The following is a 12,936-nucleotide window of genomic DNA, read 5'->3' as shown; positions in this document are numbered from 1 at the left end:
CCCATGAGGTGGATCGGGCGGGCGCACGTCGTCGTGCTGCACCGCTACCTCGGATTGGTGATGGCGCTGTTCCTGGTGATTGCTTCACTGACAGGCAGCTTGCTGGCGTTCAACGACGAACTCGATACGTGGCTGGCGCCGCAGTTGTTCTTGCCACAGTCGCCAACCAGCGCGCCCTTGCTCGACCGTTTCGTCCTGCGTGAAAAAGTAGAGCAACAAGTGGCGCCACAGGGCCGCGTGGATGCGGTGCTGTTCGATCTGCGCGCTGGGGCCACGGCCCGCTTCCCGGTTGCACCGAATCCAGACCCGAAGACTGGCAAGTTCCATGTGCTCGACTATGACGAGGTGTTCGTCGATCCTCATACCGGCCAGATCCAGGGTCGGCGTGCAAGTACAGCGATCAGCCTGCGTGCGGAACAACTCATGCCGCTGGTCTTCCTGGTGCACCACTCTCTGGCCCTGCCCGGTATCTGGGGCACCCTGCTGCTTGGTGTGGTGTCGCTGCTGTGGACGCTGGACTGTTTCGTCAGCGCTTACCTGACCCTCCCGAAAATCCGACCTTGGATGCCCAAATGGAAGACTGCTTGGCTCGTCAAGTGGCACGCCGGCATGTATCGGGCAACACTCGACCTGCACCGCGCGGGTGGCCTCTGGTTGTGGGCGATGTTGTTGCTGTTTGCCTGGTCGAGCGTCATGTTCAACCTGCGCGATCCGGTGTTCCGGCCCGTGATGGGAATCGTCTTCCCATTCAACGATTCCTGGCGCAGCGTGCCCCTGCGTGCGAACCCCGTGCTGTCGCCCGGGCTCGACTGGCATGCCGCGCACGACGCTGCGCAGATTGCGATGCGTGAGATGAGCGAGACCGTCGGTTTCACCATGAACGTCGAAGAACTTATGGCACTCGATCGGCGTCGCGGTGTCTATGCCTACATGGTGCGTTCCTCGGTAGACCTGCGCAGCGACGCGGGCAACACCGCCGTTTTGATCGACGCCGACACCGGCAAGCCACGCGGTCACTGGTTACCGACTGGCGGGGCATCGGGTAATACCGTCAGCAACTGGATGGGGGCACTGCACATGGCGCAGGTGTTCGGCCTGCCTTATCGCATTTTTGTCGCCCTGCTCGGTTTGGCTGTGGCCACGCTGAGTGTGACCGGCGTCATGATCTGGTGGAAGAAGCGCCGTGCACGCACACACGGGAAGGCAAAGGCCGCAATACAGACCACAAAACAACGGACCAGTGGGCAACATGGAGACACATCTCAAGCAATGTGATCGCAAAACTCACTAAGCTCGCTGCAGGCTCGACGACAACCGACAAAAAAACGCATTTTTTCAATCGACTAAAATGAGAACGATTCTTATTTGTACACATTTGAAATGATGCCAGCCATCTGAGCGAAAGGGATGTTTATGTCGGCTGCCGAGTTTGCGCTGCAGCAGGAGGTGCATGCGCTCTACAGCAACCACCAACTGTGGCTACAGGGTTGGTTGCGACGCAAGTTGGGCAATGCTTTTGATGCGGCCGATCTCGCGCAGGACGTGTTCCTACGCGTCCTGACCAGGCAGCAGCCGGTGCAAGCCCGCGAGCCACGCGCTTATCTTTCCACCATCGCACGTGGCCTGGTCATTGACCACTGGCGCCGTCGTGAACTGGAGTTGGCATGGCTGGAAACCCTGGCAGCCATGCCAGAGGCCGAAGCACCGTCGCCTGAGAGCCGTCTGATCTTGCTGGAAACGCTGGTGTCCATTGACCGGATGCTGGACTCGCTCAAACCTGCCGTGCGCAAGGCCTTCCTCTGGGCCCAGCTTGAAGGTCTGACCTGCCCGCAGATTGCCCAACGGCTGGGTGTGTCGTTGGCCACGACCGAGCGCTACATTGCCAAGGCGCTGCGGCAGTGTTATGCATTGCACTTTGGATCATGAACGGCAATATGGGAACAGCGGGTAACGAGCAAACGTCACCAGTGCCAGACCACTTGCCCGACGCCATTGTTGATGCGGCCATCACCTGGTCCGTCAAGCTCAACTACAACCACGCCACACCAGCCACCCAGCAAGCCTTTGACCATTGGTTGCGTGCCACCCCGCTCCATAGGCAAGCGTGGGAGCGGGTCAGCTCATTGCGGAACGACTTCACCAAGATGCCGCCGCAACTTGCCTTGGATACCTTGCAAGCGATTGAAACCAAACGCCAAAACCTCAAGCTGAGCCGTCGCCACGCCGTGAGGTTGCTGTCGTTGGCGAGTTTGACCGTGAGCGTTGGCTGGCTCGTTCGTGACAACACTCCGTGGCAGCGCATGCTGGCCGATGCCAGCACCGCTACCGGCGAACAAAAAACACTGCATCTGACAGACGGCACGGTCATCGTGCTCAACACGGACAGCGCGATCAGCACCGATCTGATCGGCCAGAGCCGTCTGGTGACGCTGCGACGCGGTGAAATCATGGTCACGACCGGCGCTGATACCAGCTGGCAAATGACGCAGCCCGCGCCAAGGCGCCCATTCTGGGTGGAAACCCCCAACGGTTGGATGCAGGCGCTGGGTACACGCTTTGTGGTGCGGTTAAACGAGCAAGGCACCCGCATCAGTGTGCAAGAAGGTGCGGTGGCATTGCACCCCGCTGATGTCTCGTCACCAGACAGCAGACCAGTCATTGTGCACACGGGCGAAAGTCGCTGGCTGATGAACAGCGGCACGGCCCTGGCAGAGGCACTCGGCTTCGAAGACGATGCCTTCGCCGATGGCGTGATCGCCGGCAAGAACATCCGCCTGGGCGATCTGATCACCGAACTCTCGCGCTACCGCGCAGGTCACATCGTCTGTGACACCCGTGTGGCTGACCTGCGCGTCTCCGGTGTTTTCCACATCAAGGACACCGACCAGGCACTGCAATTTCTGGTACAGACCCAGCCAGTAAGTGTCATCTACCGCACGCGCTTTTGGGTCACGGTCGGACCAGAACGAGGGAGTTGATCCGGACAACGTCCGGCAAAAAAGCTTTGACAAAAAGTGAGGGGATTCAGATTCTCGACCGGCCTATCTGATGAAAGCGCTTCTGGGCACCCCTTGCCAGAAGTTCCATCCATCAGCCTTGCCAAGAGAGCTACAACCATGTCCATCAACCGCACTCATACCCACACAGCCACACAACCTGCAACGTCGTCTCGCCCCTACTTCAAACCATCACGTACCTTGTTGGCTGCTGCGCTGCAGGGCGCCATCTGCAGCCTGGCCATCGGCACCACCAGCCTGCCACAGGCCGCGTATGCACAAGTCCCTGCAGCGCTGCCCACCTCGGAGACCAAGGCATTCAATCTGCCGGCCGGACCACTGGATGCCGCTTTGAACCGTTTTGCGCGAACGGCGGGCATCAATCTGAGCTACGACCCAGCCCTGGTGGCAGCAATGACAACCAAAGGCTTGGTTGGCAACTACAGTGTTGCAGCAGGTTTGTCGGTGCTGCTGGCTGGCAGCGGGCTGGAAGCGGTGGCCCAGCCGGGCGGAGGTTATGCGCTGAGAAAAAGTGTACCGATAGCCAATGGAGAAGAAGTCAGGTTGCCGGTGGTCACCGTCACCGCATCGGCTGAAGTCGACGCCACAGCCGCACTCCAGCAGGAAGGCAAAGCCAAAGATGGCTACAGAAGCAAAACCGTTTCATCGGTCGGCGGACTCGGGCGCATGCCTATTCTTAACACGCCGTTTTCGATCAGCGTCATTCCTCAGGAACTGATCGAAAACATCCAGGCCGCCTCGCCGGACGATATCTACAAGATCAATCCATCGACCCGGGCCATCACACCGCAAAGCACCGGGTGGTCACCCATGGTCAGCATTCGCGGGTTCAACACCTACGACGTCTCCGAGGATGGCATGCGCCGACCCTACAACCATGCGGCGGTGCTTGAAGACAAGGAACGCATCGAGGTATTGAGCGGTTTGTCGGGATTTCTGTACGGCGCGGCGCCGCCGGCCGGCATGATCAACTACGTTTCCAAGCGCCCGACTCGGGAACGCCTGACCAGCGTTACGGTGGGCAATTACGGCGGCAGCCAATATTACGTGCATGGCGACTTTGGCGGTCGCATCGACGAAGATGGGCGAATGGGCTACCGGCTCAACCTCGTTAAACAAGATGGCAATACCGCCATCGACGACCAGAAAGTCGACCGCACTCTCGTGAGCGGCGCCTTCGACTGGCAACTGACGGATCAACTCCTGCTCGAACTCAAGGCCTCTTACAACCACTACAAGACGCAAGCGCCTTCCGCCTACTGGTACTACGACAGCGGCATCGTCAGAGGCGCTGCGCCGGATGCCAGCAAAAACTGGGGCCAGTCCTGGATACACGACGAATTCGAGAACGAGCAGGTCGGCGGCAATCTCACCTACAAGGTGAACGATTCGATCACGCTGCGTGGCGGCTATACAAAAAGCTATATCGACCGCCCGGTTCAGGATCACACGCTGAACAGCATGGATTCCACCACGCAATACCTCCAGTTGCGGCAACGCGTCGGGGAAAAAAAGAGCGAAATCGACGCCGCACAGGCTTTTGCCGATTTCGCCTTTGCTACGGCAGGCATCTCCCACAAGCTGACCCTCGGTTACTACACTTACACCGCGAAAGACTGGGGAACGACCTACGCACCACATACCGGTTGGCAGGGCCCCTATTCGATCAGCAGCCCGACGGTGGTTCCCGAGTACAGTTTCCCCGCCAACACCGGCCACATGTATTACGAGGGGAAATCAAGCAACGACAACTTCATCCTCGGCGACCAAATCCAGTTCACACCGCAATGGTCGGCCCTGGTCGGTATCAACCACAGCCGGATTACGGGTGAAAGCTACGACGCATCGGGCCAAAAAACTCAGGCAGATTACGACAAGTTCCGCGACTCGCCTTCCGTCTCGCTGATGTTCAAACCGATTCCGACCGTCACCACCTATGCCACTTACAGCGAAGGTCTGGAAATGGGCGGCATTGCGCCAAGCGGCTCAGCCAACGAAAACAGTGTCATGGCCCCCATGCTCAGCAAGCAAAAAGAGATTGGCGTCAAGGCGGAAGTCGGTGGCCTGCTGCTCGCCAGCGCACTTTTCGACATTGAAAAAGCCTACGAGTTCACCAACGCCAGCAACGTTTACACACAGGATGGTCGGCAGAACCACAAGGGCGTGGAATTCAGCGCCACCGGAAAGCTGACAAAAAGCCTGACCATCGTCGGTGGTGTCACCTTCCTCAACCCATCGGTACGCGGTGGCGGTAACGACGGCAAGGAGCCGATGAACGTCGCAAAGAAGGTTGCCAAGCTGTATTCGGAATACGCACTGCCTGCCCTGCCCGGCCTCAGCCTCACCGGTGGCATCTATTACACCGGCGAACAATGGGCAAACGATGAAAACACGAGCCGGTTGCCAGCCTACACAACCCTCGACCTCGGCCTGCGCTATGTCACCGTCGCTGCCGGTAAACCACTGACGCTGCGTCTGACCGTCAACAATGTCGGGGACAAGAACTATTGGCTGAACAGCTATTACGTCGGCGCGCCGCGCAGCGTGGCGTTCTCGGCTCAGATGCAGTTTTAATGAACATGCGCCTGACCTTCGCTCTCCTGGACCGCTGGTCAGGCCTGGTCATCGCTGTGTTCTTGTTCGTCGCCGGTGCCACCGGCGCGGTGATTGCCTAGGGACCACGAACTCGACGAGTGGTTCAACCCACACCTGTTCGAGGCACGCAGTGGCCTAGGCTCAACCTTGGCATCACTTGCACCGCTTGAACTGGCCCGTCGGGTCGAAGCCTCCGACCCACGCAAGCAGTCACCTCAAATCTGCGACTTGAAGTAGCGAAACGAGTGCACAAAGGCATCACGCACCTTGTCCATCTCGGCCACCATGTTGTCCCAGGCAGATTCGGTGCTGGCCTGCATCTCGGCGAGTTTGGCCTTGGCCAGTTCGGACTGCTGATGCAACTTGGCCATTTCTGCCTTGTAGGTATCACGCACGTCTTCACGCGCCTCCTGGGCGCGGGCTTCGAGCTTGGCCATTTGCAAGTTCAACTCGTCGAGTTGAAGTTTCATTTTGGTGATGTAGATGTCGCGGGTGGTCATGGTGTGTACTCCTGGTTAAAAAAGTGGGTGGCCGCATCGCGCTGTGCCTGCCTGTGCCAGCTTAGGTTGGCCACACCCGCCTGTCGGTACGTTGGCGTACCCAAGACAGCTGGCCTGTGTGTATGCGAGCGCACCGACAGAACAGCTTGCCTTGGCTAATCTTGGTCCTGAGTCTGCATTGGGCTCGTTTTTATTGATCCACTTTTTCACAAGGAAACATCATGAACAAAGACCAAGTCAAGGGCCAGGCCAAAGACATCGCCGGCAAGGTGCAGGAAGCCGCAGGCAAACTGGTGGACAGCAAAGAGCAGCAGGCCAAAGGCACCAAGCTGCAGGTGGAGGGTTTGGTTCAAAAGGGTTATGGCGACGCCAAGGAAGTCGCCAAAGACGCCCGCGATGCGGTGAAAAAAACCGCGAAGTCTCATGCCTGAACCTGCTCACCGCTCTTTACCCAGCGCAGAAAGGACAACACCATGAACTATCTTGAACGCGACAGTTTGGGCGTGTTCGCTGTTTCTGACAGTGATGGCCCTGGCCCCCGCCTGATGGGTGCAGACACCTTGCTAGGTAACTCTGTGGTCAACCACCAGGACGAAGACCTGGGCACCATCCTGGAAATCATGCTGGACGTGCACGCTGGCTGCATCAGTTACGCGGTGTTGTCGTTTGGCGGCATTCTGGGTATTGGCGACAAACTGTTCGCCGTGCCCTGGGAAGCTTTGAGCCTGGACACCGAGAACAAGCGTTTCACGCTGGATGTGGCCAAAGAGCGTCTGGAGGCCAACCCCGGCTTTGATAAGGACAACTGGCCCCAAGTGGCAGACCAGGCCTGGGCCAAGCAGGTCGGTGACGACAACGGCACACAGCCGTCCTCATTGCCCGCCTCTTGAACGGGTCGCTGACACCATCCTCTTCTGAGGATGGTGTCAGCCCTTGCTTAGACGCCGCCCAGAATACTACAAACAAAGTAGCTATCAGCCCAATCAGTAAAAGGGCTTGAGGCCAATAGATCTATAAACCTTTGGCACTGACGCGCCACACCACATTGCCCACATCGTCGGCCACCAGCAGGGCACCTTGTTTGTCCAGGACCACACCCACAGGTCGCCCTTGCGCCTTGCCCTCCGGGTTGAGAAAACCGGTCAACACATCCACCGGGTCACCTGCGGGTTGGCCGCCTTTGAAGGGCACAAAGACCACCTTGTAGCCGCTGTGAGGACGGCGGTTCCAGGAGCCGTGCTGGCCAATGAACATGCCGTTGGCAAAGGTCTGCCCGAGTGTGTTGCCGTTAGACGCGGCCAGCCCGAGAGAGGCGGTGTGGGCGCCCAGCGCGTAGTCTGGTGCTTTGGCCTTGGCCACCAGATCAGGCCGTTGCGGCTCTACCCGCGAGTCGACATGCTGGCCAAAGTAGCTGTACGGCCAGCCGTAAAAACCGCCGTCAGACACCGAGGTCAAAAAGTCGGGCACCAGATCGTCACCCAGCTCATCGCGCTCATTCACCACCGTCCACAAAGCCCCGGTGCTAGCCTCCCACGCCAGCCCGTTGGGGTTGCGCAAGCCGGTGGCAAACAGGCGTTGCTTGGCACTGGCGATGTCCACCTCCCAGATGGCGGCGCGCCCGGCCTCTGCCTCCATCCCTCGCTCAGCCACATTGCTGTTGGAACCCACGGTCACATACAGCTTGCTGCCGTCCTGGCTGGCGATCAGGTTCTTGGTCCAATGGTGGTTGATCGGGCCGGCCGGCAAATCCACCAGCTTGGTGCCCGCCGCCAGGATCTGTGTGGCGCCATCCGTGTACGGAAAACCCAGCACCGCATCGGAGTTGGCCACATACAGGGTGCGCCCCACCAGCACCATGCCAAACGGAGAGTTCAGCCCCTCGATCAACACCGAGCGCAAATCGGCGACACCGTCACCGTTGGTGTCGCGTAACAAGGTGATGCGGTTGGCGCTGGGCACGGTGGCCCCCGCGCGTTGCATCACCTTGCCCATGACCCAGCCTTTGAGACCTTTACCATCGTCAGGCTTGGGTGGTGCGTTGGTTTCGGCCACCAGCACATCGCCATTGGGCAACACGTACAACCAGCGCGGGTGGTCCAGGCCGCTGGCAAACGCCGCCACCTGGGTACCGGGCGCCGGGGTGGGTGCCGCGCCAGCGGGCCAGCCAATAGCGGGCGCGATGTTCACGGTGGGCACCAGGGCATGTTCGGGCGCTGGCAGCGTGGGCTGCGGGCCAAAACCCACCTCTGCGCCGAACGCCACGGATGGACCGAAAACAGTGAGCGTCGCCACCAGCAAACCGGCTGGCCTGTTGCGCCACGGCGCCTGGGAAACTGTGAGGGATGTCATAGAACAAGCTCCTTGAGCAGGTGAGGGTTGTGCCCCTTGGCAAGCGCAGGCGCCAAGGGTGTCGCGATGCTAGTTTGGACTCATGACCCGGTCAGTGGGCTGGCGAACACAGCAGCCACCCAGTGGGTGGCGCCGGACTCACACGCCAGGCGCGGATGGACCCACCATCTGCCGCGCATCCACCCAGGCATCAAACTGCTCGGCAGTCACCGTGCCCAACACCAGCGCGGACTCGCGCAGCGTGGTGCTGTTTGTCTGCGCATGTTTGGCAATGGCGGCGGCACGGTCATACCCAATGTGTGGCGCCAGCGCCGTCACCAGCATCAGCGAGCTGTGCAACAGCGCATCCACGCGCGCCTGGTTGACCTCGATGCCCACCACACAAAACCTGGCGAAACTGCGCATCGCGTCTGCCAGCAGGCGCAGACTGTCCAGCGTGCTCAGGGCGATCAGTGGTTTGTAGACATTGAGCTCAAACTGTCCCTGACTTGCTGCAAAGCTGATAGCTACGTCATGGCCCAAAACCTGGGCGCAAACCATGGTCAACGCCTCGACCTGGGTCGGGTTCACCTTGCCGGGCATGATCGAGCTGCCGGGCTCGTTTTGCGGCAGCGTTAGTTCACCGAGTCCGGCGCGTGGCCCGCTGCCCATCAAGCGGATGTCGTTGGCAATTTTGACCAAGGCCATGGCCAGCATCTTGAGGCCGGCATGCAAAGCCACCAGCGCCTCATGGCCCGCCAAAGCGGCAAACAGGTTGTTGGCCTGGCGCAAAGGCAGGTCCAGCCGCTTGGCCAACACCGCACAGGCACGCGCGCCAAATTCAGGATGGGTGTTGAGGCCAGTCCCCACCGCTGTGCCCCCCAGGGCCAGTGCGTGCACCGCCCCCAGCGCGAACTGCAGACTGTCTTGGCACAGCGCCAGCTGCGCGGCGTAGCCCCCCAGTTCCTGGCCGAAGGTGAGCGGGGTGGCGTCTTGCAGGTGGGTGCGGCCAATTTTGACCACAGCAGCAAAGGCCTCGGCTTTGGCCTCCAGCGCGGCGCGCAACTCGTCCAGCGCAGGTAACAACAGGTTTTGGGCAGACAAAGCCACGGCGATGTGCATGGCGCTGGGGAACACATCGTTGGACGACTGCCCCAAATTGACATCGTCATTGGGGTGCACCACAGCCGTGGCGGCGCCCTGCCCGAGCGCACGGCTGGCCAGTGCGGCAATCACTTCATTGACATTCATGTTGCTCTGCGTCCCCGAGCCGGTTTGCCAGACCAACAGCGGAAACTGTTCATCCAACTCACCGCTGGCCACGGACTCTGCCGCATCGGCAATGGCTTGCGCCTTGAGCGGGTCTTGCAGTTGCAAATCGCGGTTGACGTGGGCCGCAGCCCACTTGATCCAGGCCAGGGCGTGAATGATGCCCAGCGGCATGCGCTGCTCACCAATGGCAAAAAAATGCAGGCTGCGGGCGGTTTGCGCCCCCCACAACACCCCAGCAGGCACGGTGACCGTGCCAAAGCTGTCTGTCACGGTACGGGCCTGGGCTGTGTCAGAGGTGGCAGGCACTGGTGATGGGCTGGCTGGCAACATGGCGAAACCCCTTTCGTAGGAACACCCGATCCTAAGGACCGAGCCAAAGATGACATGTTCGCCAGCACACGCAGATACCGATGACGCCTTCATGAAGCCCCTTTCCCGCTGATGGTCATCAACCCGGCCAAGGTGCGTTAACGCACGGTCAAACCGCATAGTTGTGGCGCAAACTAACCTTTTTGGAGAACGACATGACCCAATATCACATCGCCGTTGTTGTGGGCAGCCTGCGCAAGGACTCATTCAACAAAAAACTCGCGACCGCGCTGGCCCGGCTGGCGCCGGTTGATTTCACTTTGAAACAGGTCCCGATTGCTGAACTGCCGCTGTACAACCAGGACGACGATACCCATCAGGCTGCCTCGGTGCTGCAACTCAAGTCGGACATCAAAGCAGCGCACGGCTTGCTGTTTGTCACGCCGGAATACAACCGCTCGATTCCGGGCGTGCTCAAAAACGCGCTGGACCACGGCTCTCGCCCCTATGGCGACAACGCCTGGTCGGGCAAACCGGCAGGGGTGATAGGTGTCTCGGTCGGTGCCATCGGCACGGCCATGGCGCAGCAGCACCTGCGCAACATTCTGGCTTACCTGAATGTGCCCACCCTGGGCCAACCCGAGGCATTTATCCAAGCCAAGGACGGGTTGTTCGGCGCAGACGGGGGTATTGGCGAAGGCAGCAAAAAATTCCTGCAAGGCTGGATGGACCAGTATGTGGCCTGGGTCCGGCAACACGCGGCCTGACCACAACCCGCTGCAACGCCCGCCCAATGAACACCACCCAACCCCACTTTGCTGCCTTGTTTGCGCAACTTGGCCTGCCCGATGACGACCAGAGCATTGCCGAGTTCCTGCACAAACACCGGTCCATGGCAAAAGACATGCGACTCGCCGAGGCCCCCTACTGGTCTGCCTCCCAAGCTGCCTTTTTGCGCGAAGCCCTGAGCCAGGACGCGGAATGGGCGCTTGTGGTCGACCAACTCAGCAAGGCGCTGGAAGCGCCAGAAGCGTCACGGCCCTAAGCGCACACACGGGCAGGCCACGGACCTCCCAACAGCCCCTCAATCCGCTTTGATATCCATAGCTTTCCGCCCTTATGCATTAAGGGCTACAAGCTATTTTTGTGCCTATACCCTAGGCACATCAGACCAACCCGTCAACTGCTGTTCATTGGCTTGAGCTAGAACAACTTTCTCCATCGGTATTTGTATGAGAATCGCCCTGCTTGATGCACCCTTCAAGCAGGTCAAACGGTAGCTGGGCTACCACTCACACTAACAAATTTGGAGACTTGCCTTGTTTACGCTCAAAAAAATGCGGCTATCAACCCGCTTGGCCGTGGGTTTTGGTCTGGTGATACTGATCGGCATCGCCATCGCCTCACTCGCGGCCTGGCAGCTGCGCTCACTGGCGGCCCATCTGGATGACATGGCCAACGACCACATGGTCAAGATGGCACAGTTTTCCGATCTGAAAGACAACTTCAATGCCGTGGCCCTTTCTGCACGCAATATCGTCATCAGCAGCGATGCCATGTTCCAGGAAATCGAGAAGATGAAGATTGTGGATGTCAGAAAGACCAACAAGGAGCTCCTCGACAAACTCATTCAGAGCGTCACCTTGCCCGAGGCGGTGGAGTCCCTCAAGATCATCAATGACAACGATGACAACTACAACGCCGAACTTGATCGTGCCATTGCTTTGGGCGAATCAGGCGACAAGGTGCAGGCCAGTGAGGTGCTGGCCAGCGACGTGCGCATGCTGCAAAACGTGGTGTTCAAAGCGGTCGAGGCCTCTCGTGCGTTGCAAAAAGGCATTGCAGACAACTTGGCCACAGAAGCGGGTGCTGCCGTGACCCTCTACTCCAATCTCATGATAGGCATGGGTGTCTTGATGCTGTTGCTGGGTTCCACCATCGCCTGGCTCATCACCCGCTCCATCACCCGCCCACTGAACCAGGCGGTTGCGGTAGCCGACCGTGTGGCCGCCGGAGACTTGTCGGGCACGATCGACATCCGGTCTCAGGATGAAACCGGTCAGGTGCTGCAGGCGCTGGACAGCATGCAAACCGCCCTCATCGAAGTGGTTGCCAAAGTGCGCCATGGCTCCGACTCGGTCTCCACCGCCAGCGCCGAAATCGCCCAGGGCAACCACGACCTTTCCAGCCGCACAGAATCCCAGGCCAGCGCCCTGGAGCAAACCGCCGCGTCCATGGAAGAACTCGGCTCCACCGTCAAACAAAACGCCGACAACGCCCGTCAGGCCAACCAGCTCGCCCAAAACGCCAGCTCTGTGGCCATCAAGGGCGGCGAAGTCGTGGCCCAGGTGGTTGACACCATGAAGGGCATCAACGAATCGAGCCGCAAGATCAGCGACATCATCAGTGTGATCGATGGCATCGCCTTCCAGACCAACATCCTCGCGTTGAATGCTGCGGTCGAAGCCGCCCGTGCGGGTGAACAGGGCCGGGGTTTTGCAGTGGTGGCCAGCGAGGTGCGCAGCTTGGCCGGCCGCTCAGCTGAAGCCGCCAAAGAAATCAAATCTTTGATCAGCGCAAGTGTGGAGCGCGTTGAACAAGGCACCAGCCTGGTCGACCAGGCCGGTGCCACCATGACCGAGGTGGTGGCCTCCATTCGCCGGGTCAACGACATCATGGGTGAAATCAGTGCGGCCAGCAGCGAACAAAGCCAGGGTGTAGGCCAGGTGGGTGAAGCCATCCAGCAGATGGACCAGGCCACCCAACAAAACGCAGCCCTGGTGGAAGAGATGGCTGCTGCTGCCTCAAGCCTCAAGAGCCAGGCGCAAGACCTGGTGGGTACCGTGGCGGTGTTCAAACTGGCAGCGGGGCAAGACAGTGGGTGCGCAACACCCACGCCAACACCCAGTCTGGCC

At 59.8% G+C, this 12,936-nt stretch carries 12 protein-coding genes; 9 read left to right on the top strand and 3 right to left on the bottom strand.

Translation table 11 applies throughout. The features are described 5' to 3' along the window. The first annotated feature begins 3 nt into the window (after positions 1-3). From KKO72_RS11580 to KKO72_RS11565, 4 genes are all read left to right on the top strand, one after another. Positions 4-1,275 (top strand): PepSY domain-containing protein, encoded by a 1,272-nt coding sequence (locus KKO72_RS11580; RefSeq protein WP_214938386.1) that lies wholly within the window; start codon positions 4-6, stop codon positions 1,273-1,275. Positions 1,276-1,413: 138 nt separating this feature from the next. After that, positions 1,414-1,926 (top strand): sigma-70 family RNA polymerase sigma factor, encoded by a 513-nt coding sequence (locus KKO72_RS11575; protein WP_214938385.1) that lies wholly within the window; start codon positions 1,414-1,416, stop codon positions 1,924-1,926. After that, a complete protein-coding gene (locus KKO72_RS11570) occupies positions 1,923-2,978 on the top strand; it encodes a FecR domain-containing protein (protein ID WP_251140605.1) in 1,056 nt (351 codons plus the stop codon). Before KKO72_RS11575 ends, KKO72_RS11570 begins: the two co-directional genes overlap by 4 nt. Before the next feature lie 138 nt (positions 2,979-3,116). After that, entirely contained in the window at positions 3,117-5,591 is a 2,475-nt protein-coding gene (locus tag KKO72_RS11565; RefSeq protein WP_214938384.1) for a TonB-dependent receptor, read from the top strand. Positions 5,592-5,827: 236 nt separating this feature from the next. On the opposite strand, the gene KKO72_RS11560 is transcribed toward KKO72_RS11565, so the two are convergent. Continuing rightward, the gene (locus tag KKO72_RS11560; protein ID WP_214938382.1) at positions 5,828-6,112 is read right to left on the bottom strand and encodes a hypothetical protein; all 285 of its coding nucleotides are present in this window, start codon (positions 6,110-6,112) and stop codon (positions 5,828-5,830) included. Positions 6,113-6,333: 221 nt separating this feature from the next. Between KKO72_RS11560 and KKO72_RS11555 the strand changes: the two genes are divergently transcribed. Both KKO72_RS11555 and KKO72_RS11550 read left to right on the top strand, forming a co-directional pair. Next, positions 6,334-6,543 carry a CsbD family protein gene (locus KKO72_RS11555; protein WP_214938380.1) on the top strand — a complete coding sequence of 70 codons (210 nt, stop codon included), beginning with the start codon at positions 6,334-6,336 and terminating at the stop codon, positions 6,541-6,543. A gap of 42 nt (positions 6,544-6,585) precedes the next feature. Next, positions 6,586-7,002, top strand: coding sequence for a PRC-barrel domain-containing protein (locus KKO72_RS11550; protein ID WP_214938378.1), 417 nt, complete (start codon positions 6,586-6,588; stop codon positions 7,000-7,002). A gap of 121 nt (positions 7,003-7,123) precedes the next feature. Here KKO72_RS11550 and KKO72_RS11545 read toward each other — a convergent pair whose 3' ends face one another. Together KKO72_RS11545 and KKO72_RS11540 are read right to left on the bottom strand one after the other, a co-directional pair. Then, the gene (locus KKO72_RS11545) at positions 7,124-8,461 is read right to left on the bottom strand and encodes a sorbosone dehydrogenase family protein (RefSeq protein WP_214938376.1); all 1,338 of its coding nucleotides are present in this window, start codon (positions 8,459-8,461) and stop codon (positions 7,124-7,126) included. Positions 8,462-8,599: 138 nt separating this feature from the next. Further along, positions 8,600-10,042 (bottom strand): lyase family protein, encoded by a 1,443-nt coding sequence (locus tag KKO72_RS11540; RefSeq protein WP_214938374.1) that lies wholly within the window; start codon positions 10,040-10,042, stop codon positions 8,600-8,602. 194 nt (positions 10,043-10,236) lie between these two features. On the opposite strand from KKO72_RS11540, the gene KKO72_RS11535 reads away from it, so the two are divergent. The 3 genes from KKO72_RS11535 to KKO72_RS21275 all read left to right on the top strand — a co-directional run. Continuing rightward, positions 10,237-10,788, top strand: coding sequence for an NADPH-dependent FMN reductase (locus KKO72_RS11535; protein ID WP_214938372.1), 552 nt, complete (start codon positions 10,237-10,239; stop codon positions 10,786-10,788). A gap of 26 nt (positions 10,789-10,814) precedes the next feature. Next, positions 10,815-11,066: a DUF2789 family protein gene (locus tag KKO72_RS11530; protein WP_214938370.1), complete on the top strand. Its 252-nt coding sequence runs from the start codon at positions 10,815-10,817 to the stop codon at positions 11,064-11,066. 292 nt (positions 11,067-11,358) lie between these two features. Beyond that, the coding region (locus KKO72_RS21275) for a methyl-accepting chemotaxis protein (protein WP_214938528.1) at positions 11,359-12,936 on the top strand (1,578 nt) is incomplete at its 3' end.

The sequence above is a fragment of the Rhodoferax sp. U11-2br genome (assembly GCF_018619435.1).
GTDB lineage: Bacteria > Pseudomonadota > Gammaproteobacteria > Burkholderiales > Burkholderiaceae_C > Rhodoferax.
Note: the sequence above shows the minus strand (reverse complement) of the source record. Positions and strands in the feature narration are given on the sequence as shown.

Excerpts from the sequence above, each read along its gene's own strand:
- KKO72_RS11580 (WP_214938386.1), top strand. The coding sequence starts at position 4 with ATGAGGTGGATCGGGCGGGCGCACGTCGTCGTGCTGCACCGCTACCTC.
- KKO72_RS11575 (WP_214938385.1), top strand. The coding sequence starts at position 1,414 with ATGTCGGCTGCCGAGTTTGCGCTGCAGCAGGAGGTGCATGCGCTCTAC.
- KKO72_RS11570 (WP_251140605.1), top strand. The coding sequence starts at position 1,923 with ATGAACGGCAATATGGGAACAGCGGGTAACGAGCAAACGTCACCAGTG.
- KKO72_RS11565 (WP_214938384.1), top strand. The coding sequence starts at position 3,117 with ATGTCCATCAACCGCACTCATACCCACACAGCCACACAACCTGCAACG.
- KKO72_RS11560 (WP_214938382.1), bottom strand. The coding sequence starts at position 6,112 with ATGACCACCCGCGACATCTACATCACCAAAATGAAACTTCAACTCGAC.
- KKO72_RS11555 (WP_214938380.1), top strand. The coding sequence starts at position 6,334 with ATGAACAAAGACCAAGTCAAGGGCCAGGCCAAAGACATCGCCGGCAAG.
- KKO72_RS11550 (WP_214938378.1), top strand. The coding sequence starts at position 6,586 with ATGAACTATCTTGAACGCGACAGTTTGGGCGTGTTCGCTGTTTCTGAC.
- KKO72_RS11545 (WP_214938376.1), bottom strand. The coding sequence starts at position 8,461 with ATGACATCCCTCACAGTTTCCCAGGCGCCGTGGCGCAACAGGCCAGCC.
- KKO72_RS11540 (WP_214938374.1), bottom strand. The coding sequence starts at position 10,042 with ATGTTGCCAGCCAGCCCATCACCAGTGCCTGCCACCTCTGACACAGCC.
- KKO72_RS11535 (WP_214938372.1), top strand. The coding sequence starts at position 10,237 with ATGACCCAATATCACATCGCCGTTGTTGTGGGCAGCCTGCGCAAGGAC.
- KKO72_RS11530 (WP_214938370.1), top strand. The coding sequence starts at position 10,815 with ATGAACACCACCCAACCCCACTTTGCTGCCTTGTTTGCGCAACTTGGC.